This window comes from Alteromonas sp. HB246098 (assembly GCF_054890645.1).
The window spans coordinates 282,458-309,327 of record NZ_JBTZUG010000006.1 but is presented as its reverse complement, the minus strand read 5'-3'; the positions used below and the strand labels follow the sequence as shown (position 1 = coordinate 309,327).

Sequence of the window (26,870 nt, the reverse complement as noted above, 5' to 3'; positions counted from 1 at the left end):
CGTTCGAGTGAGGTGCGCATTATACGCTGGAAGTTTTCGTTGTCAACACTTTTTGAAAATTTATTTTCTGAAGCGTTTCTTCTAAACTCCCGTCTTTACTGGCCTATGTAGGTAGTAGAGACTTACTTCAGGAGGGTTGCCGTTTTGCTTTTCCCCCGAAGCGGATGCGCATTTTAGGGAAATGAGCGCTCACGTCAACACTTATTTAGAAAAAAACCTTATTTTTCGATCGTTTGCACAAACAACAAACAAAACGTTCATTAAAACCACGAATTCACCTCACTTTTAAGCATCTATAAGCTTAGTTAAGTGGTATCCGCTGTGTTGTACTATAAATTAAAGAACTCGTAGCTATTAAAAGTACGTCGTTATCAGGAGCACTCTATGAAGGTTTCGGAATTTAAGACCGCGGGAAAACTCATTACAGGACTTGGTGCTATTAAAGCCCTTGCTGATGAGATGAAGCGTTTAGGCATAAATAACTGCGCTGTGATAACTGATAAAGGCGTATCTTCTTCAGGGCTTCTCGACCAAATACTCACGCTCATTTCTTCTAAACCTTTACTTATTGTCGATGACATACCTCCTGAGCCTGAAGTAGATGTTATAGAAACAAAGTTGGGCTTGCTTCGGGAAAAACAGATAGACGGGATAATTGCGCTAGGCGGAGGAAGTGCTATTGATAGCGCTAAAGTACTGGCCTCTACTTATGACTATACCGGACCTCTTTTAGAACTCTTCGGTGAAAATACGCTTACACAAAGAAACCTCCCCCTTATTGTTATCCCCACTACCGCTGGTACAGGTTCCGAAGTTACCAACATTGCTATTTTGTCTGACCCTAAGGCACAAATGAAAAAAGGCATTGTTAGCCACTGCTTATTACCTGATGTAGCAATTGTTGCACCTGAAATGACAAAAACTTGCCCTCCCTCTATTACAGCAGCTAGTGGAATAGATGCGTTCGTTCACGCCCTTGAAGCCTATATCAGTGTTAATGCTAGCCCCATTACCGACGCACTTGCAGAGAAGGCGCTTAAGCTTATCTTTAGTTCATTAGTACACGCTTATAATAATGGTGAGAACCTATCGGCTCGTGAAGATATGGCCACCGGCAGTTTAATGGCTGGTCTTGCGTTTGGAAATGCCGGCGTGGGAGCAGTACATGCACTGGCTTATCCCTTAGGCGGGCGCTTTCATTTATCACACGGTATGAGTAACGCTGTAATGCTTCCCCACGTGTTGAAAGTTAATGCGCCTTTCTGCCAAGACAAACTTTACTGCGTGGCCAAGCTACTGAGGGTATGTGAGCGCCACCATTCAAAAGAAGAGGCAGTTAAGCTGCTATTAGGTGCTATAGAAAAGCTGTGTAGGGATGTAGACATACCAGCTTCACTCACCCATTTTAATATTTCTCCAACTTGTGTAGGGGAACTAGCAGAAGAAGCGAGTAAAGTAACTCGCCTTCTTCGCAATAATCCCAAGCAATTAAGTATTGAAGAGATTGAAGATATATATCGGCTTGCGTTTTAAAGCGGTCTTACCCACATATTTTTGAAGCTCACTAAGTTACCGTGATCTTGCAATTGAAGCGGGGCACATCCGTGCGCTTTATATTTAGGTGCACCTATCCATTCTGTGGTTCCTTGGATCTCGGTATGGTTTTGAACTACTACGCCATTATGTATAACGGTAACATAGCCCTTTGTTGCTAAGTCTTCACCGTTAAAGGTAGGAGCTTTATAGATAATGTCATAGGTTTGCCACTCACCAGGGGCCTTCATAGCATTAACTAACGGGATAGTTTGCTTATATACACTTGCAGCCTGACCATTGGGATAGGTCTTATTCTGATATGAGTCTAATACCTGAATCTCGTATCTTTGTTGAAGGAAAATACCGCTGTTATTACGCTGCTGTCCTTCCATACCGGCTTCTGGCTGGGGCACTTTCCACTCTACGTGCAGTTGTACGTCACAAAACGCTTCGTTCGTTTTAATATCGCCCGTGCCCAGATTTACGGTAAGTACACCATCTTGAAGCGTCCATTTAGCCTTACCTTCTTTTACCGAACTCCAATTTGATAAGTCATTGCCAATTAAAATGGTGGCATCAGAAGGCACTCCCGCCTTATCAAAAGAAACAACTTCCGGAACCGGCTCCCAAACTTCTGTTTTGGCTGCCTGCTTTTCACGAGTTAGACGTGACTCGCTTTTCTCCGTATCTGCTTCTGTTGTAGCGCACGCGGTAAGCGGCATAAGTAGCACCACTGTAGAGGCAAGAAGAGTCTTATTCATTGTGTTAGTACCTTTTCTAATCTGTTTCATCACTATGTAGCAATTGGCTTTCTTGTTTTGCTTTATTCACTAAGCTTTTGTATCAGGCTTATGTCTATCAAGCGTATGTATATCAGGCTTACGTGGCCCACGCTTTGTCGCCCTTCTTATAAGGAAATGCTCCATCGTAACGCCCAGGAATAGCTACATATCGAAGTACTTTGGTAGCACCAACTTGTGACGTGAAAAAGCAATAAAGTGTCAGTTGCTTTAATAAGGTGAAGTAGTGAGGGGTTGGCTCATCGGTACCAGGCTCCCATTGACTTGGCTTGCCTGTTTCAACGCCTTGATAAACGCCGTTAGAAAGGTTCGCCGCTTTTGCTTCCACATCCAAATCATTAAAGAAGGTTTCTCGCTCTTGCTTGGAAAGCTGGATAAATGGCTTATTGAAGCGACTTTGACTTAATGAAGATATTTTCTTTATGCCATCGACAAACGTCTTTTGAAGTAAGGGTGTGTAGCAATCGGTTACCAGCACAGCCATTGTTTCGCCAACGTTTGCAGCTTTTGCTCCAGGCGTATCTGTTTGGGGGATGATTACCTCCCCCATCTCATTGAGTAGAGCCACGTCTTTTTCATTAAATAATGTGTCACTTAGCGGTACCGCAGGAATATCTTTGTATGCAAACACATTTCCTGCAAATAACGCCGTACCCGTGGCTGTCGCGATAAGTTTAAGTAGTTCTCTGCGTTCCATTAAAGATTTCCTCGCTTTAACTCTTCCACGGCAAACTCAGCAGCTCTTGCCGTTAGCGCCATATAGGTTAGCGACGGGTTAACACAACTGCCTGATGTCATTGCTGCACCATCTGTAACAAATACGTTAGGTGCGTCCCATACTTGGTTATGCGCATTTAACACGGACGTTTTTGGATCTCTGCCCATACGCGCCGTACCCATTTCGTGAATACCCATGCCAGGAGCATAGTCGGCATCCCAACCTTGAACATTTTTAAGCCCAGCTGCTTCGAACATATCAACGGCGTCTTGCTGCATATCTTTACGCATCTTGAGTTCGTTTTCTTTGATCTCAACGTCCATGGCAAGTACTGGCAAGCCCCACTTATCGGTGACTTTTTTGTTCAGGTACACTTTATTTTCGTGGTACGGAAGAATTTCACCGAAAGCTGTCATCCCGATGGTCCAAGGACCCGGCTCGGTGATCGCATCTTTTAGCCCTGCTCCTATACCAAGCTCGGCAATGTCTTTGCGCCAGCCTGAACGACTTGCGCTGCCCTGATAGCCGAATCCACGTAGATAGTCACGCTTATCACCATCCCAATTTCTAAACCTTGGTACATAGAAACCGCTTGGTCTGCGTCCATAAGTATATTTATCGTCAAAGCCTTCTACTTCTGCCGATGCTCCTACTCTAAAATGGTGGTCCATAACGTTGTGGCCTAGCTCGCCACTACTGCTTCCCAATCCACCGTCCCACACATCTGTGGCAGAATTCATTAGTACCCACGCCGAGTTCAAAGCTGACGCATTAACGAAAACGATTTTACTTTTGAATACATAGGTCTCGTTGGTTTCTGCATCGATAATTTCAACGCCAGTTGCGCGCTTTTTGTCTTTGTCGAACAAGATCTCTTTTACAATCGAGAAAGGACGAAGGGTTAAGTTACCTGTTTTAACAGCAGCCGGAAGCGTAGATGCTTGTGTACTAAAGTAGCCACCAAACGGACACCCCAACCAACACTTATTGCGGTACTGACAATGAACACGCCCTTCTTCAGGTTTGCTTTGTGTCATGTTTGAAGTGCGGCCATGCACTATATGGCGAGAGCCTTCGTAAGCTTTTTTAACCCGTGCAGCGACACTTTCCTCTACAATATTCATTGGCATCGGCGGCTGGTAAATACCATCAGGCAACACGTCTAAACCATCTCGGTTGCCGCTGATACCTGCGAACTTTTCTACATAGTCATACCAAGGTGCTAAGTCTTCGTAGCGTATAGGCCAGTCAACCGCTATACCTTCTTTAGCATTGGCTTCAAAATCTTCTTTGTTTAAACGGTAGCTTTGGCGCCCCCATAACAGTGAGCGCCCGCCTACATGGTAGCCTCTGTACCAGTCAAAGCGCTTATCTTCTGTGTAAGGATTTGCTTTTTCGTTTGCCCACATACCGTAGGTTTTTTCGTTTAATGGGTAGTCGCGCTTAAGAACGGGATAATCTACTTTCATCGCCTGTGTAGGTAAGTCGCGATGTGGATAATCCCAATCTTCTTTGTGGGCATTCTTGTAGTCTTTAATATGTTCAATATTTTGACCACGCTCGAGCATAAGCACTTTTAAGCCTTTCTCGGTAAGCTCTTTAGCTGCCCAACCGCCACTGATACCAGATCCAATGACTATTGCATCGTATTCGTTACTCGCCATAACACGTCCTTAAAACTTCATTCGTCGCTGTGCCTGTTCGCACGTTATACATCGCAGATTTGAATCGCCTGGTTTAGCGACTCGATTCTGCTGGCTTTGCTTTTCGGTGTGGGTATAAACTCTTGTGCTAGATAGCCTTTGAATCCGGTCTGAACAATGGCTTTAGCAATGGCTTCATAATTAAGTTCTTGTGAAGCATCTATTTCGTGACGTCCAGGAACGCCGGCCGTGTGATAATGACCAAAGTACTGATGGTTATCGCGAATAGTTCGGATGATATCGCCCTCATTAATTTGCATGTGGTAGATATCGTAAAGTAGTGAGAAGTGCTCAGAACCAAGACGTTTGCAAAGTTCTATGCCCCACGCAGAGTTGTCGGCCATGTAATCAGGGTGATCGACTTTGCTGTTGAATAGCTCCATGAAGATCACTACGTTGCGTTTTTTAGCATGGGGCAAAATTCGCTGTAATCCTTTGACGGCATTTTCAAGCCCGTCTTCGGGCGACATGCCTCTGGCATTACCGCTAAAACAAATAAGGTTGGTGTAACCTGCATCGGCGACTAAATCTATGTGCTTTAAATAGCGCGCTTCTAGTTCATCGTGTAATTCAGCATGAATAAAGCCATCTTCAAGGCTAATTTCAGCGCCATTACACATAGATGAGTCGATGCCATATTGCTTTAATACAGGCCAATCTTCAGGGCCAACCAAATCAATTGCTCCAAACCCTAATTGCTTAACAGTTTCGCACAACTCTTCAATGCTTAAATCGCCGTAAGTCCATCGACTTACCGAGTGATTCACATTGCCTTTAAGCGGTGTATTCATGGCATTGCTACCTTTACGTGCTGTGGTTGAATCGGCTGCCGCTAAACCAGAGGCGGTTAATCCTACTCCAGCTATTCCTACCCCAGTCATTGCCATGCTTTGAAGTAACTTTCTGCGGGCATTGTTATGCATCGGCATTAACCTTCTCCTTTCTAAATAGAATGGCAAAGAGCACTAACACCACCGCGGCAAACGCTGCTGGGAATAACCAAACCTGCTGCCAACTATGGGCACCTGTTTCCAACGTATAGGTATCGGTAATTGCGCCTGCTACAGCAAACCCCACCAGCATACCTACGCCGTATGTTGCTAGGGTAATTAGCCCTTGCGCGGCACTTTTTACATGTTCTCCCGCTTTCGCATTGGTATAGATTTGCCCTGATACAAAGAAGAAGTCGTAACAAATACCGTGCAGTGCAATACCGATAATAAGCATGAACAAACTTTCGTCTGCGTTCCCAAATGCGAACAGCGCATAGCGAATTACCCATGCAGCCATACCAATTACTAAGGTGGCTTTAATGCCAAAGCGATTCAAAAATACCGGTAGAGCCAACATAAACAGTACTTCAGATACTTGGCCCAACGTCATTTTTCCTGTGGCGTTTTCAACGCCTATTTCGGTAAGAAAAGGGTTAGCATTTTGGTAGTAAAAGGCCAGCGGAATACAAATGAGTACCGATGAGAGAAAGAACACAAAGAAGTTCTTATCTTTGAGCAGTGCCAACGCATCTAAGCCTAGAATATCCCGTATGGTTACGGCTTTGCCGCTAGATTGAGGAGGCGTGTTAGGTAGCGTAAAACTGAACACACCTAAAATTAACGAGGCAATGCTGCATAATAAGAAGGTGTTTTTGAGCATACCATCGGCAATAGATTGGGCAGAATCCCATGAGAATACATAGCTAATCATAAGACCTGCCACAATCCAGCCGATAGTACCCCACACACGAACTTTTCCGAACTCTTTCGACGGGTCGACCATTTGCCCGAATGACACCGAGTTAACCAGTGCCAGCGTAGGCATATAGGCAATCATGTACGCCAACACATAAGGGTAGAAGCTGACAAAATCATTCGCTTGGTACATACAATACATAAGTACGGCGCCAACGAGGTGTAAGAAACCGAGGATCTTTTCTGCATTAAAGAATCGGTCGGCAATAAGCCCCACAATGAAGGGGGCAATAATGGCGCCCCAACTTTGGGTTGAGAAAGCCATACCGATTTGCCCGCCATTAGCAGCCAAGGTATTCGACAAATACGTACCTAATGTTACAAACCAGCCTCCCCAAATGAAGAACTGAAGGAACATCATCGAACTCAGGCGTAGGGTTATCATAGTTATTGCTATCCTGTTGATGGCGCTTAGCGCTCAAGGCCTAAAATACGATTATTCTTCGCTTCACTCACGGCACCACCCGCAAAATCGTCAAACGCGTATTTGCTTGGCTCAATAATATGTGAAGCAATGAAAGGCGCGCCTTCAGCAGCACCTTGCGCACTGTCTTTTAAGCAGCATTCCCACTCAAGAACTGCCCAGCCGGTGAAGCCGTACTGGGTAAGCTTGCTAAAAATTCCTTTGAAATCGACCTGCCCGTCGCCAAGAGAGCGAAAACGGCCAGCTCGTTCTTGCCAGTCTTGATAGCCGCCATATACACCGTTTCTACCGTTAGGGTTAAACTCGGCATCTTTGACATGGAACATTTTGATACGGCTGTGGTAACGATCGATAAAGTCGAGGTAGTCAAGCTGCTGTAAAACAAAGTGGCTTGGGTCAAAAAGAATGTTTGCCCGAGGGTGATTATCTACCGCACTTAAAAACTGCTCGAACGACGCACCATCGTGCAGGTCTTCACCAGGATGGATTTCATAACACACGTCTACGCCAGCATCATCGAATGCATCAAGAATGGGCTTCCAACGCTTAGCGAGTTCAGCAAAGCCTTGCTCAACCAAGCCAGCTGGACGCTGAGGCCATGGATAAACTAAGTGCCACATTAATGCACCTGAAAAAGTAGCGTGGGCTTTTAATCCCAAACGTTTACTAGCAATAGCCGCACATTTCAGCTGGTTGATTGCCCACTCGGTTCGCTCTTGTGGCTTACCATGCAGATGCGAGGGTGCAAAGTTATCGAATAATTCGTCGTAAGCAGGGTGTACAGCAACTAACTGACCTTGTAAGTGCGTAGAAAGCTCGGTTATTTCCACGCCAGCGTCTTTACAAATTTTTGCGATGTTGTCGCAGTACTCTTGGCTTTCAGCCGCTTTTTCTAAATCAAAAAGACTAGGGTCGGTAGGAACTTGTATTCCCTTATAGCCAAGCGACGCTGCCCACTTCGCCATATTTTCAAGCGTATCGAAAGGCGCCTCTTTTCCCATAAACTGAGCAAGGAAGATTGCGGGCCCTTTTATAGGTTGTTGGTTAGTAGCCATAAGCGCTCACCTTTTTCATATTAAGTTGTAGTTGCATTATTGCGTTCCTTCCTGACTAACCGACTCCCATTTAGTGTCACTGTCAGTACTAGCTAGCATGGCGTCGATAAATACCATTCCGCGTAAGCCAGCATTTATTCCAGGAACGCCCTCGGCCTTGCCTTTTTGATTAGCACGCACTGCTTTGGCAAAGTCGGTATACAAGTTTGCCATGGCTTCTAAATAACCCTCTGGATGACCAGCTGGAACACGACAACGTGCAGATGCTTCATCACATAGCCCAACTTGACCTTGGCCCGCTCTAAACACTTGATAAGGTGCGTCGATGGGACGATAAATAACAGAGTTAGGCTCCATTTGACGCCATTCCAAACCGCCTTTGTCACCATATACACGGATCTTCAATGCGTTTTCCTCACCGGCACATACCTGTGAAGCAATCAACACACCCGACGCGCCCTTTCTAGTTTTAATAAGCGCAGCACCGTCATCGTCTAATCGACGCCCTTCAACATGCGTGTTCAACTCGCCACATAGCGAAGTAACACTGTCGTTCAATACAAACTCAACCAGACCAAAGGCATGAGTACCTATGTCACCCATTGCGCCTGTTGCCCCAGAAATTGCTGGGTCGGTGCGCCACTGCGCTTGTTTATTGTGCGTTTCTTCTTCACCAGACAACCAGCCTTGGGGATACTCAACATACACTTTTCGAATATTGCCCAGCTTACCGCTTTCAATAAGATGACGTGCTTGCCATACCATTGGATAGCCAAGGTAGGTATGAGCCAAGCCATATAGCGATTCATTTGCGTGAATAACATCTTGCAGCTCTTTTACTTCAGCAAAGCTAACGCCTGCTGGTTTTTCACAGAAAACATGAAAGCCCGCTTTAATAGCGGCAATTGAAATGGGTACATGAAGATGATTAGGTGTGACGATTACTACCACCTGCATGCGCTCTTGCTCAGGTAACTTAGCTTCTTCGTCAAGCATTGCCTGCCAACTACTATATGCGCGATTTAACGGCACGTTTAACGATGCGGCAGTGCGTGAGTTATTGTCTTCATTGCGGCTAAATGCGCCACACACCAACTGGTAGTTCCCATCTAACCCTGCGGCATGGCGATGTACGGCACCGATAAATGCGCCTTCCCCGCCGCCGATCATTCCCATTCGTATTGGTTGCATCGAAATTCCTCTTTGTGCAATTGCACTATTGGTGTAGCTAATGCGATAAAATGTAACCCGTTACATTTTGATGGTCAATACAAAAAACAGCATTTTATTAATCTAAAGTTTACATTTGGCAGTGTAACGTTGGCTATAAGCCCCAATAAGTGGCGATAAAACAGGCTTAATTCAGAAGACAGGTGAAGTGAAATTTACAATTAATATACAAATAACCTTTGACGTTCTCGTTAAAGTACGTATTCTTTAAGTCAAAATGAAAACGGTTACATTTTGACTTTACGGTTAATTTGAATTCGCTACCATCGTATAACGCCTACCGTTAGCTGGTTGGGTTTACAATGCATACATGAACTAACAAACAACAAAAATAGAAATGGCAAATATTAGAGATGTAGCAGATAGTGCCGGCGTTTCGGTTGCTACCGTATCAAGAACACTACAACAACCTGAGCGTGTTTCTCCTAAAACACGCAACAAGGTGATGGCTGCGGTTCAGGCTGTGGGATACAAACCTAATTTAATGGCGGTTAAGTTTCGTTCGGGTAAAACCCACAATTTGGTGGTGCTGGTTCCCACTGTGGCGAACGTTTTTTTTGCCCGTGTTATTAGCGGAATGCAGGAAGCCGCCGCAGAGCTAGGTTATTCCATTTTACTTGCCAACACCCTTGGTAACACTGAAATTGAAAGCCATTACGCCAAAATGGTAAGTACTTCGCAGGCAGACGGGCTTATTCAGTTGCGTGCACACAATCCTTTTGATGCCACTATGATCAATGACAACGGCCTACTTCCTATGGTGAATGCCTGTGAAGTGATTGAAGATGGTCAATACCCCGTTGTGTCTTTAAACAACCGTGCTGCAGCTAAGGCGATGACCGAGCACTTAATATCGTTAGGGCATTCCCGCATTGCCATGATCAAAGGGCCAAACTCAAGCCCGCTGACCCAGGACCGGTTAGCTGGCTACCAAGACGCACTAACGCAAGCAGGTATTTCTTTTGATGAAAACTTGCTGTTTCCGGGCGACTTTACATTGCAGGCCGGATACAACGCCGGTGAAACTATCGCCCGTTTGAAAGACAGGCCTACCGCTGTTTTTTGTGAAAACGACGAAACAGCTATTGGTGCTATGCAAGCCTTCAAGCAAGCTAATTTGCATGTACCAAACGATATTTCTGTAGCAGGTTTTGACGACATTGCGTTCTCAGCATTTGTCGACCCGCCGCTAACGACTATTGCACAACCGGCAGAAGAGTTTGGCAGGACGGCGGTTACGCTTTTAGTGGACCTACTGAACGGCAAAATTCGCAAAGCCCCCAAGGTTATTATGCCGTTTGAACTTATTGTACGTGGGAGCACAGGCAAAGCTTCGAGTTAATTAGTGAGAATAAAACGCCAGCCCCTATGAACCTAGACATATAAAGGAGCACACAGTGAATTGGAGTAAAGAAACTTTAAGCAAGACAGTAATTTTAGACGCGGCCAGCAACATTGGCTCTGGCGTTTCAAGACGACAGTTCATTAAATACTCGTCTGGTTTATTGGCGGCTATGAGCGCTCCTGCTGTTTTGGCAGATACGAGTTTGGCGAACGGGCATGGTGGTGATAAAGGAGCAATGATGGAGGGCATGCATAACAGCGCGGTTGGCCTGCAGCTTTATACCCTAAGAGATATTATGAAAGTAAGTGTACCGGCTACGCTTAAACTGGTAGCTGACGTAGGCTATACGGAAATGGAATTTGCAGGTTACTTTGACCATAGCGCAAAAGAAATTAAGCAACTGCTTGATGAAAACGGCCTAACTGCGCCCTCGGCTCATATTCAATTGGATGCGTTCGATACTAACCTTTCACAAATTTTAGATGACGCTCACACCGTTGGTCACAAATACTTAGTGGTACCTTGGCTTAGCGAAGCACAGCGCGGTACGGGTATAGCGACTTACCAAGCCCTTGCAGAAAAGCTAAACACCATTGGTGAAGCCTGTAAGAAAGAAGGCATTACCCTTGCCTACCACAACCACGATTTCGAGTTTGAAGTACGCGATGGCAAGACACCGTTAGACGTGCTAATTACCCAGACCGATCCAGACCTTGTTACCATGGAACTTGATTTATACTGGGCGGTAAAAGCAGGTAAAAACCCGGTTGATTACTTTAAGCAGTACCCAGGCCGATTTAAGCTTTGGCATGTAAAGGATTTGGCTGAAGACGGCAGCTTTGCTGACGTGGGCACGGGCACTATTAACTTTAAAGAGATATTTGCGCACGGCAAGTTAGCTGGCATTGAACATAAATTTGTAGAGCGCGACCAAACCACCGACCGCATAGCCACTATTGAACAGGGCTTTAAAGCAGTAAGCGCATTAAATAAAGGCGTTAGCTAACGCTTTTGACCTTGCCGTGGTTATAATGGGCACATAGCAAAACATCATAATAGTAGTAATTTTATGAGTGAACTTTTCAGTGCCCTTTCTCGCGCATTAAGCCCCTATTACACCGAAATGAGCATTATGCTTATGGCCACAATTTTAGTGGTGTACGGCGACCTGATTAACGGCCATGTAAAACGCATTCTTGCACCTTATCACTTTATTATTCGCGTTAGTTTGTTTGTAGTGCTGTGTGCCTTTGGCTATGGCGTACTAACCTTGTACGGCGCACCCTTCTTGAAACACACCCTAGCCTACTTGCCCTGGCAGTACCAAGGAGCAGGCTATGTGGCATCGTTTCTATTGATTGGCTTTTTGGCGGAAAGGCGTAGGTATGTTTAGCAGCTTTTTTTACTGTGTCTTAAAAAACTAAGCGACAGTTTTACTATATTGCTCTATGTACTTTTTAGGTGGTAGATGCATAACCTTTTTAAAAGAGGTAGAAAAGTAAGCAGCTGTTCCAAAACCCACGTCTAGACATGTATCTAAAATGCTATTTCCTTCTAGCAGCAGTGGAATAGACTTTTCGATTCTAAAGCGCGACAGAAACTCGCTGAAATTGTAGTCGAACAACTCAGACATCCTTCGATTTAAGCTTCTAGGACTTATCAATAATTGTGAGGCAGCTTGGTCTCTATTGAAGGCTTCGTCTTGATAGTTCTTTTCAAGAACAGCGATGAAGTTTAGATAGAATGCCATATCCTTCTCGTTATCAAATTCTGGAATTATTAAGCACCCGAATTTGAAAACGGGCAGCGCACTCTCATCTTCTTCTTTTTCTTTTGCTTCTCTGACCGACAATAAGTGTTCAACACGCAGTATTATTTCTTCATTTGAAGCTGGCTTTGCTAAGAAGTAATCTACCTTTTCTTCTAGCGCTGCTTTCTCCAGTTCAGCTCCTGTTTCAGCAGTAAGCATTAATATCGGAATATTTGCGTAGCTAGGGTTTTGGCGAATAGCTTTAGTCAAACCAAGCCCATCCATTTCGTGCATCATTTGATCCGTTATTACCAAGTCCACCAAATAATGTTGCATTACATCTAAGGCTTGGACACCATTTCGCGCGACTAGACAACGATATTTGTCTGAGAACAGGTCGAAAAGATAAGAACGGAATTCTCTGCTGTCATCAACAATTAAAAGCGATTTCTTATTTGTTTTAGCATCCGCAGGCACAAGATCATCAGCGTGCGAATTCACAAAAGCAATATCATCAACCGGCAACGTTACGGTAACTTTTGTTCCGACACCTTTTTGGCTTTGAAGTGTAATCTCTCCTTGGTTTAACTCTACCAAGGTTTTAACCGTAGCCAATCCCACACCATTACCATCTAATTTTGTGTTGCCCCTAGCAAACCTTTCAAACACTTTGCTTTGCAAGTTCTCTTCTATTCCCTCACCATCATCATTTACGATGATCTTTAGCGCCTTGCTATCCTGTATTGCGCTAACTTTTATCGTGCCAAGTTCAGGTGTGAACTTGATAGCGTTCTGGACTAAGTGAGCCAAGATTTTTTCTAGGCTTTCGCTGATCAGAGACACACTTTTTTTGACCTTTATCCGCACTTCTAGATTTTGTCTCTTTTGCTTTGCTAAAGGCTCAAGAGATAAAACAATAAAACGAATATTTTCGGGAGAATAGAACTTGTAATAATCTTCTGCTTTGAAAGCTGTAGGGACATCTTGGCTCATCTGGTTAATTAATTGCTCGACCCTTTTCACATTGTCTTGAATACAGACTAATTCTTTGCGCATGCCCTTATCTGCATCAGAAATTTTTTCTAATGAACCATTAATCACTTGAATAGGTGTTCGAAGTTCAGAGGTGATTTGGTTAATAAAACGCTCTTTACTACGCAGCATTTTTTCGAACTTTGAATGCCCGTCTGTAATTTCATAGCGAGTAAGATGGGCGTATAAATTGGTGGCTTTGAAATAACTCCAGGCCGCTGCTAAATATTTCAACTTATATGCAATCAACAAACTTAAAGCCACAAGAAGATACCCGCCTAACGCATAACTTTGAAAGTATATTGGTGGTTCTACCTCGAAGGTAAGAGAGGTGATCGGATTTTCGTTACCACTTACTTTTGCTTGAAACTCATACCGACCAGGCGCCAAATCTGCCATGGTGAGAAATGCTTGGGATAACGGGTGTAACTTCCACTCTTCGTCCATACCCAAGATTCTAAACTCTAACTTTTCATTAACATGGTTTGAAAAGCTGCTCGTCCTAACATCAAGAGAAAGTTTATCAAAATCACTTTCTAACTTAATAGACTTCTGAGATGCTGTCGGCTGCGAATAAATGTTATGAGTTTGCATCTTACTATCAGTCCATTCTGCTCTAGTAAATACAACTTTACTTTTCAAGCTTTCTTTGGCTTGCATGGCTGATATCGCTTTTTCTTCGTTGACCAAATAAGAATACTTATCGCCAAGAATAATTAACTGCTCTCCAAATTGGTGTATTCCACGATATTCAAAGTCTGTATCGAATATGCCGTCACTTTCATTAAAGGAAAATAATTTCTTATCTGAAGTGACCACAAAAAGCCCCATATTGGTCAAAAACCACAAATGATTACTTTCACTATGCAGGGCTCCTCTGATAAACCTAGCACCGGTCTCAGCTAATAAATCGGAGGTACTTATCTCTCCTGAACCTTTGTTAATCGATTTGATACCTTGTCCAGAAGTGCAAAGTAAGAATACTTCAGCTATTTCAATCACACAGGTAAGCCCAACCCACCTCCCGTCATCAGGAGAGATAGACTTCCAACTAAACTTGGACATTTGTATATGGAAATTACTATCACTATCAAAACCGACTATTTCACCTGAAGTTGTTAAGAATGAACTAAGCATTTGACGGGGTGCAGGAATTTTATCTACTACCACACCATTATCTAATATATTGTAAAAGGCGGAATTCCCTTCATCATGATATAAATAGAGAAGAAAACCTGATTGCTGAATGGCGTGACTAAACTTAGAGCTGCAGTAATCATCGTTAACGATATTACTTTTAGACAGTTCAGCAAATTTTGATAAATTTTCATCGATACAACGGTTCCCCTTCCAAAAACTAAAGGGTTTTAACTCTCCTGTTTTTACATTTATTAGGTAATCTTGCTTTTGAGTACTAACTCCATATCCAAATTCATCACTAAAGCCAAACGACTTGATGTTTTGCCGAAGTACTTGTTCATCTTTATGTAGTAGATTTATAGCTTCGTGTGACTGTGTAATAGAAATGAGCCCAAGCTGAGACGAAGCTAGTAGTAATTCGCCTGAGGGTAGCTCAGCTATTTTAACGATACTTCTTATGCCGTCTGAAGTTATGAGCGGCGCCATAAAATCAGGTTTATTAATTTTTCCATTATTTAATTCATACAGACCACCTGCAGTGACGTATATTCTGCGTGAACTTGAAACAAATATGTCAGAAACAAGCCCAATGGGATAATCAAGACTTTCTAAAGGGAAAAATGACTTGTTGTTATTTGAGGTGTCGTAAGCGTAGATCCCCTCACTTCCTCCAACATAAAGTATATCGCCGTATATTGCGACTGCCTCCACAGACGAGAGGTCTGTTAGAAAAGTATCAACTGATATTACTTCGCTTGTCTCTCTTTCGGGGTCAATTTTAACTAAACCGCTTTCAGACCCTAAGTAGACCGCCCCATCTACCGAAACTGCTAAAGAAAGTACATTGTTAACATGCCCAAGCCCAACGTTAGTTGCCCATTCCTGTAACTCTCCGGTCTCCTTGTCAACAACAAGAATACCAGTAATTAGTGAAACTACTGTGTATTGTTCGAGAACACCTATCTTCCAGGCATATCGTGGCCACTTGTCTTCAGAACGAAACTTTTCTGCAGCACCTGTGTCTGTCCTGTATTTAAAAACACCCACTCCAAACTCGACGATCCAGAGTGTATTTTCTTTATCAAAGAATAAGTCCGAAATAGTCCCCCGCTCATTAGAGTCGATGTTATATTCCAACTTTTCTGAACGACCGCCTAAGTACCTAAATAGACCATTTTCAGAAGCGATATAGACTGCGTCGCCAACAACTTCAATATCTCTAATTATTCCTGCGGGAATACCGGCAAACTTAGTTTTTCCATCTAACGTAACGCCAAAAGCACTAACGTTTTGTGAAAAGGTGAGACAAAAAAGCATTAAAATTGCGCCAATGATGGCAAATTTTTCAACAAATCCTACTTTTGACTCTAACCGCAAATCCATATGCCTTTTGCCTTGTTACTTTTCTAATGCTTTTTGAGCAATATCAACTAAATGGAAAGGAATAGACTATGAGTATCGAACAAAATATGAACATGCAAGAGCTTACTGAGGAAGACTATACTAAAGTATATGCTGGCACTGGGCGCTTTTGCTTATTAGAAGAAGACTTAATGGCAATAATGCCCGAACTGCCAACTCTTCCTTCTGGTCATAAAGTCGACATCTAAACCAACAACCATTTCATCCCAGCATTCTCGGCGGCTTGCTGGTCGTAAATAAAGTCGCCCACATACAGGCAGTCTTCAGGTTGAAGCTGCCATGTGTTCGCCACCATCAACAAGGCGGTTGGGTCAGGTTTGGCTGGGGCATCTTCACGGGTAAGCACGTAGTCGATGGGTATATTGTTATTGACTACCTTAATTGCGGTAGCCTGGCGGCAGTTGCGGGTAACTATTGCCATGGGTAAGTTGTTTGCCTGCACTTTCTTTACCATGGCTTTGCCTATGGCTAGCCATTTAGCGTTCTGTGCATCCTCTAGTTCGTGCTGCAAAATAGTGCGGTGTGCATTCGCTTTGGTTTCGGCGCAGCTAAGGGCATCAACAAAGGTAAGAATATCCTCGTCTTGTGGGCAACCTATGTCTGCGCGCATTCGTGTAAAGTTAAGGCTAGACTCTACCAAGGTGCCGTCTAAATCGAATATCACACCCTTTATGCCGCTTAAGTTCATTTGCTCAATACTCACGGTTTTCTAGCCCTTTCACTTCAGTAATATTTTAGAGACTTCATTAACGCTCACCTAAAATAGTTCAGCGCGGTCTCGCTCCTTTTTTGGTATCAATATAATGCCACGAAAGACCTTCACTTTCTGTTACGTTTGCTTAAGGCTATGATGTTTTAGCTAAAAACCAACTGAATGATTTAAGTTTACGCCAACTACACCATGCATTAGCATAGCCGCTCTTTTTGGCAGACTAAACTTTGCCCTTTCTCATTTATTCATATTGTTAACAGGTAATTTATGGGTGTTTTTGCTGCGCTTGGTACAGCGCTTTGTTGGGCAATTGCTGCGCGCTTGTTCCGTGGTACGGGTAACGCGTTTTCGCCGCTAACGATGAACTTTTGGAAAGGCTTAATTTCAATTGCCATTTTGGCCGTTGTGCTACTTTTCGTTCAGCCAACCGGGCTTACCACCAGCGCAGTGTTGTGGCTATTGCTTAGCGGCCTAATTGGCATAGGCATTGGCGACACCTGTTTCTTTAAAGCCCTACAGAGTATTGGCGATAGCCAAGCGGTACTGGTTGCCGAAACCCTTGCGCCTTTATTTACTGCCCTATTTGCTATGGCTTTTATTGGCGAGTGGATTACCTGGCAGCAGTGGGTTGGCGTTGCTGTAGTGCTATTTTCGGTGGATATGGTTATAAAGGCACGTAAACGCAGTTCTACTCATGTATTTGCTACCAGCGGTTATTTATATGGCGTTGGCGCAGCACTGTGTCAGGCTGTTGGTGCGGTAGTCAGCCGCGACATTTTAAGCGCTGGAGACGTTGATGCGGCAAGTGCGGCGTTTTTGCGATTGGTGGGCGGTATGGCCTTTGTGATACCGCTTATAGCTTTAACTAAAACGCGCTATATGCCTGTTATCGACTATCAAAGTAGCCACGGCAAGCGCATATGGCCGGCTTTTGTAATAGCCACATTGCTTGGTACTACTGCCGCTATCTACTTACAAATGTTTGCATTTGCCTATGCCAAAGCCGCCGTTGTTCAAACGTTAATTGCCACCAGTGCGTTAATGTCGTTAGGGGTAGCCTGGGTGCTTGGTGAAAAAGCGACAAAGGCCACCATTGCATGGTCTGCCGTTGCCTTAGTTGGCGTGGCAATTTTGGTAAGTTTTGGGGCGCCTGTGCATTAGGGGTAATGTGCTTACCACTTTTTATAGCTGCTAAATTCAGACACAAAATACGTATAAGGAAACAAAAAAGCAGTAAGATTTACGGGCTTGATATAGTAGTTATTGGCTCAAATCGATATTATAAAGAAAAAAACGTAAACGCTATCTCTTATGGCTCGAAGGTTTTATTTAACACTCTTATCTTTTTTCAGCGTGTTGTTCGCTTCTTCTGCGACTCTGGCAAATACTGATGTCGATACCGTTATCGAAAAAGTTCGCTCGCCCTCGTACGATTGCCCAAGTCAGTCGTTGCTGCCAGAGCTAGAAGAAACGCTCACTTTAGAAAGCCTCTCACCCCAACAACGTTTTGCTTTGACTGTAGCCAAAGGGCAGTTTTTAATTTGTCGCGGCAAGTATGAAGAAGCAGAAAAGATGCTGCTTAGAGCCATAATGCAAAGCAATATAGATGAAAGCTCGTACGCGTTTGCATCGGCTATTTATCAAATTGGCTTTTCTTATGATGCCAGAGAAAACCCGGCGCGCTGTAAATACTATCAACAGGCCCAAGATTTATCTTCACCAAAACGTCATAGCGATATTTTTACCAGCTCTTCGCTAGGGCTTATTAACTATTGTTCAGAATCTACGTCGCCCGAAGTCAGGCTAGGTAAAATGTTTGGCGTGCTTAAACGCTATTCCGATAACGGTAGCCCAGGCGAACTCGCGCATATCCACAACGCTATCGGCCTTCTCTATGGTGATTTAGAGCAACACGCGCTGGCCGCAGAACAGTATCTGAAAGCCCACAAAATGGGCCTACTTGTTTACAAAGGCAGTAATAAGGTCAGTATTATCATTAGTGCCATTGTATCGCTGCTAAGCAGCGGTCAAACCGATAAAGCCTATCAAAGTATTTTGGAGCTAGGTGCACTAAATAGCGAAATCAACACGCCACTTAGTAATTTTTTGTATCAATATGCTCTGTCTATCTATTATAGAAAAACGCAGGATTACAATAACCTAGCCTATACTCTCCCTGATTTAGAAGAAGCAACAGACAGTATCTCTAGCTCTTTTGGTCAAATGCTGGTTGCTTGGCACAAAGCCGAACTATGCTTACACAACAATAACCTAACCTGTATAAAGCAATACTTAACTGACACAGGTGCGTTAGATAAAAATGCTATTCCAAGGATTTTCGAAACTAACCTAGACTACTTGAGCTTCAACGTTTCAATTTTTTTGGCTTTAGGCGATATAGAGCGCGCAAAAGTAGCCCATAGTATCTACTCCAAAGAGGTCATTAAGCGAAGAGAAATTACCCAAGATACCGCTTTAATAGTTGGTGCCGCTAATCTGTATACACGTATTTATGATCTTGAGTCAGCCATTGAAAAAGCCGAAGAACAGAGAAGGAATACTTTATATACCGCTATCCTAGTTTTTCTACTGTTTGTTATTATTGCTGGGTACGTGCTACGTAAGAAGCACGTTGCACGCAAAGCCATCGACCCGGTAACACTTTTACTCAACGCCGATTCAGCCATCGCACGCATTAATAAACTAGATGCGCCTAAAAAGGGTCGTGCCATTGCTATTGCAATATTCGACATTAGCAACCTACGAGAGATAACGCGTAAAATGGGCTCTACGAAAGGCGATTTTGTATTGCGGCAAATTGCGCAAACTTTTCAAAACGTTATTCGAGGTAACGATATTCTGGGCCGCTTTGGAACCGACCAATTCATTTTATGCCTTCACAATATTGAAGAACGAAGCGCGCGCCAGTTCTTTGACCGCGTACAAAGCGCGCTAGAGAGCACCTTTGAGAGCGACACCAATGATGACTATTTTGTGGTTGAGTCTCAAATGAGCGTATTTATTGCCACCGAAAAAATTACTGGGCTAAACGACATACTCGATGACATTGCCATGTCGATTGATATGGACAGTCGCAACGACACCAATTAGCTTAAATAAAAACGCGCAAACTGTATTTGCAGTGTCGCGCGTTCCCAACCTCCCCTTTGCTCTCCTTCAACGCCAATCCATCGACATTGGTCGTATAGGCCTTTAGCAAAACCAATTCTGTTTTACAGTGGTATAAGCAACAGGCGCGTTAGGACAACACGCGACGTTTCCAGTCATTAATAATAGGAAGGTGAATTGTGACGCCAAGGGTTATTTTTTTCGATATCAATGAAACACTCTTAGACATGCAGGCTATTAAAACAGGCTTAGCATCTGTATTAAACGGCGATGAGACACTGGTCGACTTATGGTTTGCTAACTTGCTTCACCATAGTTTGGTGGATGTAACGTCGGGGCAGTTTCATGACTTTATTGATATTGGGGCGGCAGTGCTTACCATGGTAGCCCACAGTAAAGGGATAGCCCTTGATGAAACTACCGCGAAAGACACTATTAAACAGCATATAACCAAGCTACCCGCTCATAGTGACGTTATCCCAGCGTTGAAGGCACTTCAAAGTGCGGGATTCTCCTTAGTGGCACTTTCAAATTCATCAAAAACAGGGCTAGATGCGCAGCTGGAATATGCCAATATTAAGCCGTATTTTTCTCGTGTATTGAGTGTGGAAAGCGTACGAACTTACAAGCCTCATGCTGCGGTTTACCACTGGGCCTGCCAACAGGCTAATGTGAAGAACGAAGACGCCATGATGGTAGCGGCCCATGGCTGGGATGTAAGCGGCGCTAAGGCGACAGGTATGCAAACTACATTTGTAGAGCGTTCGGGCAAAATGATGTACCCGTTAGGGCTTGCACCTGATCACAGTATTAGTTCGCTAAATGATTTAATACGTATAGTGACTGACTAACTTCATTTACTGTACAAACAAAAAAGTCTTACCAAGGTAAGACTTTTTTGTTTCTAAACACGCTTCGCGATTAAAGCTTTGCTAACTCTGGACGGTTAGCTTTAAAGCCTTTTGTGCTACATGAGTTGCGTTTAGTTTCTAATGCACTTAACTGGCGCTTAAGCCATGATTTTTGAATACCAGACTTTGCTACGTCCATTTCAGTGCTTACGCGAGTAATTTCTTTTCCGACATTAACACATGCTTTCTTATTCGGTTCAAAGCCGCCGTTAGCTAGAACTGAAGAAGAAAATATTAAGGCTGATAGCGCAATTAGCGTTTGCTGTTTCATAAGAGTCCCCAACTACTCGTTATTATCTCGGGTTAGTGTTTTACCGTAAGAATGAGCATATACTTGCTCTCAAATCTGTAAGGAATATAGCAGGCCTTTTTTTGTTATTAGGTACAGCAAAATATACGTAGTAATAAAACCTTGCATACTTTCCCGCCGCTATCACACATAAACCATTGTCTTTTATATTATTATGGCGACAATGCTTCACCTTACCATTCCACTTACGTATCGATTTTTATATTTTTACGCACTTCCAAGTAAGCCTATCCATAGTATCGGCTTCAGCAACAGCATTCTGAAGCAGCATTACCTACTTATTAAGCAATGCTATTAAAACACCTTAGCTTTTTAGGGACAAGGGAAGCATAACAATCCTTTTACATAAATAAGGGCTTAAGACACGTTTTATGCCCTATGCCTTGTAACACTACAAACGACTGCCGGCGGAAAGCTTTTCAACCGTTTGCATAACTGCGTTACCCATATCTTCAAGGCTAGTTATGTGCCTTGCCGCTCCCTTTTCGATGGCTACTTTTGGCATTCCAAAAACTATACAACTTGCTTCATCCTGACAAAACGTCTCACAGCCTGCGTTGAATAACTCATGAAGGCCGATAGCGCCATCACTCCCCATCCCCGTTAGCAATACGCCTATCGCGTTATTACCCGCGCTTTTACACAACGAATTAAACAATACATCAACAGAGGGTTTGTGACCCGAAACCCGCGCACCGTCAGTAAGCCTGATACGGTAATCTGCACCACTTCTTTCTATTTCCATGTGCTTGTCGCCTGGCGCTAAATACGCTTGTCCAGGAAGTAAGCGCTCGCCTCCCTTCGCCTCTTTCACCTGCATTTGACACACAGAGTCTAACCGCCGTGCATAGGTAGAGGTAAAGCCCGCCGGCATATGCTGCGTAATCACTGTTGCTGGGGCATTAGCAGGAAAGGTTCGCAGTACCTCTTTTATGGCTTCGGTGCCGCCTGTAGAAGCGCCTATTGCAATGAGCTTTTCTGTACCTGAGTAACTTATCTTATTTACAGAGGCTGCCTTGGCAGGCGACGCTTTTTTAACTTTTGAACGGGCGGCCGTTCGAATTTTATCAACGATTAACTCGTGATATTCTGCCATACCTTGTGCCACACCAATTTTTGGTTTAGCAACAAAATCAATCGCACCTAACTCAAGCGACCGCAAGGTGGCTTCCGCACCCTTTTCGGTCAGTGTAGAAATCATAACCACAGGGGTTGGCCTAGCATTCATTAGCACTTCGAGAAAGCGCAAACCATCTACTTTTGGCATTTCGATGTCCAGTGTTATGACATCGGGGGCCTTTTCAAGCACCAGCTTTTTTGCAACAAATGCGTCAGGCGCTGCGCCTACCAGCGTCATATCGGGTTCGCTTTTTATTATTTCGCTGAGTATTTGGCGGATAAGCGCTGAATCATCTACTACCAATACTTTTATTGTCATAACTAGTCCTCAAATAAATCTACGCTGCCGCTTGGCGCCTGCTTAGATAATTCCCAGCGGTGCTGACTTTCTCGCTCGATAATTGTTGCATTGTTAAGCTCGTGAATACGCTTCATCATCACGTGGCCGCTGCTTGGAAAAAAATACACCTTTCGCGCATAAACGTCGCACAAGTCGCTGGCTAAAATAGGTATGCCTTCGGTTTCTAAAAACTGAGTCACAAATTCTGCATTAAACTTACCTACATCGTTTTGAACAAAAGAAGGTACAACTTTACCGCCGCCAAAGACTTTTGCTTTTAGCCGGTTCTTTTGTGCGCCTACTTTAACGAGCTCATTAATCAAAATTTCCATGGCATGAACGCCGTATTTTGCCGCCATTCCTTGAACTTGCTCAAATTCACCTGCCGATTTGTTCACGGTAGGCAACATAAAGTGGTTCATGCCACCAAACCCCGTATAAGGGTCGAACAAGCAAGCCGCTACACAAGAGCCAAGCACCGTGACCAGCATTTTGTCTTTCGTGGTAACAAAATACTGACCGGGTAAAAGCTTTACCGCTTCTTTAGAAAAACGCTTGTCGTAATAAGTTATTGGCAGTTCAAAATTGGGTGACGCCACAATCTCTCCTAACCGACTGGGCGATAAATAGTTTTCCCCACCGGTCTAACAAGATTAGTATACATATTGAAATTTTCAGAATGTCCAGCCATGTATAACCCTGTTGGCTTTAACATACCCACCATTTTTTGTAGTACTTTTAGCTGCGTTGGTTTGTCAAAGTAGATCATTACATTTCTGCAAAATATAACGTCTAGCGGCCCCTTCACATCCCACTTTGTGTCGGTGAGGTTTAGTTTTTTAAACTGCACCATATTGCGAAGCTCATCGACCACTTTGACCTTTCCTTCATTAGTACCTTTGCCTTTGTGAAAGAACTGCTTTTGTCGATGTTGCGGTATTTTCGCTATCGAGGCTAAGGGATAAACACCGGCCCTGGCTTTAGTTAGCACTTTGCTGTCTATGTCTGAGGCAATGATCTTAACCGGTGTTTTAAAACTTCCGAAGGCTTCCGCTACTACCATCGCGATTGAATATGGCTCTTCACCAGTAGAACTGGCAGCACACCAAATATTGGTAACATTGTGCTGTCTTAGATAATCCGCCAACGCGGTAAAGTGGTGCGGCTCGCGAAAGAAGGACGTAAGGTTCGTGGTAAGCGCATTGATAAATTGCTCCAACTCCGATTCCGAGGTGTTCACTAAAGCAAGATATTCATTAAAACTACGCAAGTTTCTTGCCCTTATCCGACGGGCTAGCCTGCTGTAGACCATTGCTTCTTTGGCATCAGATAGATTTATTCCTGCCTTTCTAAACAACATCTTCTGCACGTTTTTGAAGTCCGCCTTTTCAAAGGCGAACTCCCTAGTGCTATCTTTTGTTGATACAGCCGCTGTCATTAGAATGACTCCCACTCGGCCTCGCTAGGCATAGCCGGTGTTAGCGCCTGGGCTTGAGACAATCGCTGAGCTGGCGCTGCAGATAAGCGCTGCTGTCGAGAGCTTCCGTGAGTAAGAGCCGCTATATGCTGTTGGTCACTGCTTAGCCCTTTTCTTACTTCAAATACTGAGACCCGTTCATTCAACTGCAGTGATTGCTGTTTAAGACTATCGGCCGCAGCTGCAGCTTCTTCCACTAGCGCAGCGTTCTGCTGGGTCATTTCATCCATCTGAACTACGGCTTTACTGACTTCCTCTATCCCCGCAGCTTGCTCTGCAGACGCCGCCGCAATTTCAGACATAATGTCGTTTACCCGTTTAATTGAAGTCACGACTTCCGCCATTGTCTCACCCGACTTCACGACTAACTGGTTGCCGCTCGCAATTTTACTCACCGAGTCAGAAATGAGCTCTTTAATATCTTTCGCAGCTTCGGCAGAACGCTGCGCTAGGTTACGCACTTCAGAGGCAACAACCGCGAAACCTCTCCCTTGCTCACCAGCGCGCGCTGCTTCAACCGCAGCATTTAATGCCAGTATGTTAGTTTGGAAGGCAATCCCATCGATAACGCCGATAATGTCTGATATCTCTTGGGCAGAATCATTAATCTGCGTCATGGTATCCACCACTTCGCCGATGACCTCCCCTCCTTGAGACGCTATTTTGCTTGCCTGCGCAGCAAGAGAGTTTGCCTGCTCGGCATTTTCGGCATTAAGCTTTACAGTACCGGTTAGCTCTTCCATGCTCGACGCAGTTTCTTCAAGACTTGACGCCTGTTGCTCAGTGCGGCTTGATAGGTCAGCATTGCCCGTTGCTATCTCGCCTGACGCTACATTAATAGTCTCAACCGCTTCATTAATATTGGTGATGGTGCCGCGCATTTCATTGATGAATTGATTTATTGCTTCGCCTAACACAGCAAAGTCACCATCTAATGCGTGGTCAATATTAACGGTAAGATCTCCTTCTGTAAGCCTAGTCATCACGTGCTTAATTTCATCAACTGCCTGAGTTCGGCCTGTAATGTCGGTAGCGAACTTCACGACGCGGAAGGGTTTACCGTTGTGATCTAAAATGGGGTTATAGGTAGCTTGTATAAAAATCTCTTTGCCGTTTTTGCCAACTCTGCGGTACTCACCAGAAGAATAGGTGCCACTGCGCAATGCATCCCAAAATGCCGCATACTCAGGGCTAGCCCGATATGACGGATCGACAAACATACTGTGATGCTTCCCTTGAATCTCCTCAAGGGTATAGCCCACTGTATTTAAGAAGTTTTCATTGGCATCTTGGATAATGCCGTCCATGTTAAACTCAATGACCGCCTGAGACTTTCCAATGGCGGCTAACTGCCCCTCAAAATACGCATTTTTAACCTTTTGTTCGGTAATGTTGCTGGCGTATTTCACCACTTTTACAACATTACCACTCATATCTAAAATGGGGTTATAAGTTGCCTGGATCCATACGTCAGACCCATCTTTAGCAATACGATGAAATTCCCCTGAAAAAAATTGCCCTTCAGCTAACTTTTTCCAAAAGGCCCGATACTCTTCAGATTCACGCTCTTGTTTGGTAACAAATATACGGTGATGTTTACCCTGGATCTCGTCTAGTGCATACCCAACCGTGGCCAAAAAGTTATCGTTAGCGCTCACAATGTTGCCATTAGGGTCAAACTCGATAACTGCTTGAGATTTACTTATTGCATCTATCTGCCCTGTGTTGAATGCATTCTGCAGCTTTTGTTCGGTAACGTCAGATGCATATTTCACCACTTTTGTTGGCTTGCCAAACTCGTCGAAGATAGGGTTATAGGACGCTTGGATCCAGAGCTCACTGCCATCTTTTTTTACGCGTTTAAATTCCCCTGACTTAAACTCACCCTTTTTCAAATCTCGCCAAAACGCCGCATATTCGGGGCTCATTTTATAATTCGGCTCGACAAACATACTGTGATGTTGCCCCTTTATTTCACTGAGGTCATAACCTGTTGTAGCACAGAAGTTTTCGTTGGCGTGTTGAATTACCCCTTCTAGGTCAAACTCGATGACAGCTAGCGATTTATCGATGGCGTTTATCTGGCCTTCATAGTCTACGTTTTTGCGCTTTTGCGCAGTGATGTCGGTGGCAAATTTAACAACGCGAACAATATTGCCCAACTTATCGTAGATAGGATTGTAAGAAGCTTGGATCCAAATTTTGTCACCGTTTTTCGCTACGCGACAATACTCTCCACTGCTGCGTTCTCCATTTCTCAGGTCTTCCCAAAATTGGTTATATTCTTCAGATACACCATAGTCTGGTAACACAAATAGACGGTGATGCTTACCTACAATATCTTCTTTTAAATAACCTGTTACTTTTAGAAAGTTGTCGTTAGCGTTTTCAACTATACCTTCTGGAGTAAAGGAAATAATAGCTTGGCAACGGTCAAGGCCCTCCAGCAAAGCTGACTTCTGCTGCAACTCCTGGTCGTTTATCCACTCCACCATTGTGCCAAGTTTCTCACCTTCTACGCTTTTGATTGTGGTGAGTTTTAGCGTAAACAACAGGTCGCCTATCGGCAGTAAAAAGGTGTCGCTACTATTACAGGTGCTGTATCGCTGGCTCAATTCTTTATTATTAGCAAAAAAGCTTGCGATAGAGGTGCCGGTCAATTCCTCAAGATTAATGTTAGGAAGTGAGCGAGAAAACTGTGCGCTATGCTCTGCTGCGAGCTGTCTAAATGCTTTGTTGGCAAAGGTTATCGTTCCCGATGCATCCACTAACATTAAACATGCTGTACTCTCACTCAACGCCTGCTCCTGAAAACGAGAAAGACTTTGAGCAGCCACCAACTCTTCATTGTGAAATATATTAAAAACACCCATAGCATCACCTATCATATTAGTAGCGCTACGTGTTTGAAGCGCTGAATAAAACTGCAAGTAATAAAAAAGGCGAACTCCCTTTTGAAGAATTCGCCT

Annotated in this window: 22 protein-coding genes; 8 read left to right on the top strand and 14 right to left on the bottom strand. The window is 44.0% G+C overall.

Translation table 11 applies throughout. The features are described 5' to 3' along the window. Positions 1-384: 384 nt before the first annotated feature. Complete coding sequence (locus ACYTPF_RS14620; RefSeq protein WP_461852732.1) at positions 385-1,533, top strand: iron-containing alcohol dehydrogenase; 1,149 nt, start codon at positions 385-387, stop codon at positions 1,531-1,533. On the opposite strand, the gene ACYTPF_RS14615 is transcribed toward ACYTPF_RS14620, so the two are convergent. The 7 genes from ACYTPF_RS14615 to ACYTPF_RS14585 form a co-directional block, all read right to left on the bottom strand. Beyond that, positions 1,530-2,297: a 3-keto-disaccharide hydrolase gene (locus tag ACYTPF_RS14615; RefSeq protein WP_461852731.1), complete on the bottom strand. Its 768-nt coding sequence runs from the start codon at positions 2,295-2,297 to the stop codon at positions 1,530-1,532. The genes ACYTPF_RS14620 and ACYTPF_RS14615 overlap by 4 nt on opposite strands. Positions 2,298-2,415: 118 nt before the next feature. Further along, positions 2,416-3,033: a gluconate 2-dehydrogenase subunit 3 family protein gene (locus ACYTPF_RS14610; RefSeq protein WP_461852730.1), complete on the bottom strand. Its 618-nt coding sequence runs from the start codon at positions 3,031-3,033 to the stop codon at positions 2,416-2,418. Next, a complete protein-coding gene (locus ACYTPF_RS14605; protein ID WP_461852729.1) occupies positions 3,033-4,718 on the bottom strand; it encodes a GMC oxidoreductase in 1,686 nt (561 codons plus the stop codon). The genes ACYTPF_RS14610 and ACYTPF_RS14605 overlap by 1 nt, the downstream gene beginning before the upstream one ends. 44 nt (positions 4,719-4,762) lie before the next feature. Then, complete coding sequence (locus ACYTPF_RS14600; protein ID WP_461852736.1) at positions 4,763-5,680, bottom strand: hydroxypyruvate isomerase family protein; 918 nt, start codon at positions 5,678-5,680, stop codon at positions 4,763-4,765. After that, on the bottom strand, positions 5,673-6,890 hold the full coding sequence (locus tag ACYTPF_RS14595) for a nucleoside permease (protein ID WP_461852728.1): 1,218 nt from the start codon (positions 6,888-6,890) through the stop codon (positions 5,673-5,675). Before ACYTPF_RS14595 ends, ACYTPF_RS14600 begins: the two co-directional genes overlap by 8 nt. A gap of 26 nt (positions 6,891-6,916) precedes the next feature. After that, the gene (locus ACYTPF_RS14590) at positions 6,917-7,984 is read right to left on the bottom strand and encodes a sugar phosphate isomerase/epimerase family protein (protein ID WP_461852727.1); all 1,068 of its coding nucleotides are present in this window, start codon (positions 7,982-7,984) and stop codon (positions 6,917-6,919) included. A 36-nt stretch (positions 7,985-8,020) separates the two neighbouring features. Beyond that, positions 8,021-9,175, bottom strand: a complete 1,155-nt coding sequence (locus ACYTPF_RS14585; protein ID WP_461852726.1) for a Gfo/Idh/MocA family protein — start codon at positions 9,173-9,175, stop codon at positions 8,021-8,023. Positions 9,176-9,551: 376 nt separating this feature from the next. Between ACYTPF_RS14585 and ACYTPF_RS14580 the strand changes: the two genes are divergently transcribed. From ACYTPF_RS14580 to ACYTPF_RS14570, 3 genes are all read left to right on the top strand, one after another. Next, positions 9,552-10,556, top strand: coding sequence for a LacI family DNA-binding transcriptional regulator (locus ACYTPF_RS14580; protein WP_461852725.1), 1,005 nt, complete (start codon positions 9,552-9,554; stop codon positions 10,554-10,556). A 55-nt stretch (positions 10,557-10,611) separates the two neighbouring features. Continuing rightward, positions 10,612-11,565: a sugar phosphate isomerase/epimerase family protein gene (locus ACYTPF_RS14575; protein ID WP_461852724.1), complete on the top strand. Its 954-nt coding sequence runs from the start codon at positions 10,612-10,614 to the stop codon at positions 11,563-11,565. A 63-nt stretch (positions 11,566-11,628) separates the two neighbouring features. Next, entirely contained in the window at positions 11,629-11,952 is a 324-nt protein-coding gene (locus ACYTPF_RS14570) for a DUF3392 family protein (RefSeq protein WP_461852723.1), read from the top strand. A 27-nt stretch (positions 11,953-11,979) separates the two neighbouring features. On the opposite strand, the gene ACYTPF_RS14565 is transcribed toward ACYTPF_RS14570, so the two are convergent. After that, positions 11,980-15,864 (bottom strand): hybrid sensor histidine kinase/response regulator transcription factor, encoded by a 3,885-nt coding sequence (locus ACYTPF_RS14565; protein WP_461852722.1) that lies wholly within the window; start codon positions 15,862-15,864, stop codon positions 11,980-11,982. A gap of 68 nt (positions 15,865-15,932) precedes the next feature. Here ACYTPF_RS14565 and ACYTPF_RS14560 point away from each other — a divergent pair, with 68 nt between their 5' ends. Continuing rightward, on the top strand, positions 15,933-16,091 hold the full coding sequence (locus ACYTPF_RS14560) for a hypothetical protein (protein ID WP_269918800.1): 159 nt from the start codon (positions 15,933-15,935) through the stop codon (positions 16,089-16,091). Here ACYTPF_RS14560 and ACYTPF_RS14555 read toward each other — a convergent pair. Continuing rightward, the gene (locus ACYTPF_RS14555; RefSeq protein WP_461852721.1) at positions 16,088-16,606 is read right to left on the bottom strand and encodes an HAD family hydrolase; all 519 of its coding nucleotides are present in this window, start codon (positions 16,604-16,606) and stop codon (positions 16,088-16,090) included. The two genes, ACYTPF_RS14560 and ACYTPF_RS14555, sit on opposite strands and share 4 nt — an antisense overlap. A gap of 276 nt (positions 16,607-16,882) precedes the next feature. Here ACYTPF_RS14555 and ACYTPF_RS14550 point away from each other — a divergent pair, with 276 nt between their 5' ends. From ACYTPF_RS14550 to ACYTPF_RS14540, 3 genes are all read left to right on the top strand, one after another. Next, the gene (locus tag ACYTPF_RS14550) at positions 16,883-17,776 is read left to right on the top strand and encodes a DMT family transporter (RefSeq protein ID WP_461852720.1); all 894 of its coding nucleotides are present in this window, start codon (positions 16,883-16,885) and stop codon (positions 17,774-17,776) included. A 150-nt stretch (positions 17,777-17,926) separates the two neighbouring features. Then, positions 17,927-19,726 carry a diguanylate cyclase domain-containing protein gene (locus tag ACYTPF_RS14545; protein ID WP_461852719.1) on the top strand — a complete coding sequence of 600 codons (1,800 nt, stop codon included), beginning with the start codon at positions 17,927-17,929 and terminating at the stop codon, positions 19,724-19,726. 197 nt (positions 19,727-19,923) lie between these two features. After that, the gene (locus ACYTPF_RS14540; protein WP_461852718.1) at positions 19,924-20,595 is read left to right on the top strand and encodes a haloacid dehalogenase type II; all 672 of its coding nucleotides are present in this window, start codon (positions 19,924-19,926) and stop codon (positions 20,593-20,595) included. A gap of 70 nt (positions 20,596-20,665) precedes the next feature. Here ACYTPF_RS14540 and ACYTPF_RS14535 read toward each other — a convergent pair whose 3' ends face one another. The 5 genes from ACYTPF_RS14535 to ACYTPF_RS14515 all read right to left on the bottom strand — a co-directional run bounded on the left by ACYTPF_RS14535 (position 20,666) and on the right by ACYTPF_RS14515 (position 26,774). After that, entirely contained in the window at positions 20,666-20,926 is a 261-nt protein-coding gene (locus ACYTPF_RS14535; RefSeq protein WP_461852717.1) for a hypothetical protein, read from the bottom strand. 430 nt (positions 20,927-21,356) lie between these two features. Then, entirely contained in the window at positions 21,357-22,403 is a 1,047-nt protein-coding gene (locus ACYTPF_RS14530; protein ID WP_461852716.1) for a protein-glutamate methylesterase/protein-glutamine glutaminase, read from the bottom strand. 2 nt (positions 22,404-22,405) lie between these two features. Beyond that, the gene (gene cheD / locus ACYTPF_RS14525; protein WP_461852715.1) at positions 22,406-23,023 is read right to left on the bottom strand and encodes a chemoreceptor glutamine deamidase CheD; all 618 of its coding nucleotides are present in this window, start codon (positions 23,021-23,023) and stop codon (positions 22,406-22,408) included. 8 nt (positions 23,024-23,031) lie between these two features. Then, positions 23,032-23,862, bottom strand: coding sequence for a CheR family methyltransferase (locus ACYTPF_RS14520; RefSeq protein WP_461852714.1), 831 nt, complete (start codon positions 23,860-23,862; stop codon positions 23,032-23,034). Continuing rightward, on the bottom strand, positions 23,862-26,774 hold the full coding sequence (locus ACYTPF_RS14515) for a methyl-accepting chemotaxis protein (RefSeq protein ID WP_461852713.1): 2,913 nt from the start codon (positions 26,772-26,774) through the stop codon (positions 23,862-23,864). The genes ACYTPF_RS14520 and ACYTPF_RS14515 overlap by 1 nt, the downstream gene beginning before the upstream one ends. Positions 26,775-26,870 lie beyond the last annotated feature (96 nt).

What these genes read in the sequence shown, in the direction of transcription:
- ACYTPF_RS14620 (WP_461852732.1), top strand. Translation starts at nt 385, where the DNA reads ATGAAGGTTTCGGAATTTAAGACCGCGGGAAAACTCATTACAGGACTT.
- ACYTPF_RS14615 (WP_461852731.1), bottom strand. Translation starts at nt 2,297, where the DNA reads ATGAATAAGACTCTTCTTGCCTCTACAGTGGTGCTACTTATGCCGCTT.
- ACYTPF_RS14610 (WP_461852730.1), bottom strand. Translation starts at nt 3,033, where the DNA reads ATGGAACGCAGAGAACTACTTAAACTTATCGCGACAGCCACGGGTACG.
- ACYTPF_RS14605 (WP_461852729.1), bottom strand. Translation starts at nt 4,718, where the DNA reads ATGGCGAGTAACGAATACGATGCAATAGTCATTGGATCTGGTATCAGT.
- ACYTPF_RS14600 (WP_461852736.1), bottom strand. Translation starts at nt 5,680, where the DNA reads ATGCATAACAATGCCCGCAGAAAGTTACTTCAAAGCATGGCAATGACT.
- ACYTPF_RS14595 (WP_461852728.1), bottom strand. Translation starts at nt 6,890, where the DNA reads ATGATAACCCTACGCCTGAGTTCGATGATGTTCCTTCAGTTCTTCATT.
- ACYTPF_RS14590 (WP_461852727.1), bottom strand. Translation starts at nt 7,984, where the DNA reads ATGGCTACTAACCAACAACCTATAAAAGGGCCCGCAATCTTCCTTGCT.
- ACYTPF_RS14585 (WP_461852726.1), bottom strand. Translation starts at nt 9,175, where the DNA reads ATGCAACCAATACGAATGGGAATGATCGGCGGCGGGGAAGGCGCATTT.
- ACYTPF_RS14580 (WP_461852725.1), top strand. Translation starts at nt 9,552, where the DNA reads ATGGCAAATATTAGAGATGTAGCAGATAGTGCCGGCGTTTCGGTTGCT.
- ACYTPF_RS14570 (WP_461852723.1), top strand. Translation starts at nt 11,629, where the DNA reads ATGAGTGAACTTTTCAGTGCCCTTTCTCGCGCATTAAGCCCCTATTAC.
- ACYTPF_RS14565 (WP_461852722.1), bottom strand. Translation starts at nt 15,864, where the DNA reads ATGGATTTGCGGTTAGAGTCAAAAGTAGGATTTGTTGAAAAATTTGCC.
- ACYTPF_RS14560 (WP_269918800.1), top strand. Translation starts at nt 15,933, where the DNA reads ATGAGTATCGAACAAAATATGAACATGCAAGAGCTTACTGAGGAAGAC.
- ACYTPF_RS14550 (WP_461852720.1), top strand. Translation starts at nt 16,883, where the DNA reads ATGGGTGTTTTTGCTGCGCTTGGTACAGCGCTTTGTTGGGCAATTGCT.
- ACYTPF_RS14545 (WP_461852719.1), top strand. Translation starts at nt 17,927, where the DNA reads ATGGCTCGAAGGTTTTATTTAACACTCTTATCTTTTTTCAGCGTGTTG.
- ACYTPF_RS14535 (WP_461852717.1), bottom strand. Translation starts at nt 20,926, where the DNA reads ATGAAACAGCAAACGCTAATTGCGCTATCAGCCTTAATATTTTCTTCT.
- ACYTPF_RS14530 (WP_461852716.1), bottom strand. Translation starts at nt 22,403, where the DNA reads ATGACAATAAAAGTATTGGTAGTAGATGATTCAGCGCTTATCCGCCAA.
- ACYTPF_RS14520 (WP_461852714.1), bottom strand. Translation starts at nt 23,862, where the DNA reads ATGACAGCGGCTGTATCAACAAAAGATAGCACTAGGGAGTTCGCCTTT.
- ACYTPF_RS14515 (WP_461852713.1), bottom strand. Translation starts at nt 26,774, where the DNA reads ATGGGTGTTTTTAATATATTTCACAATGAAGAGTTGGTGGCTGCTCAA.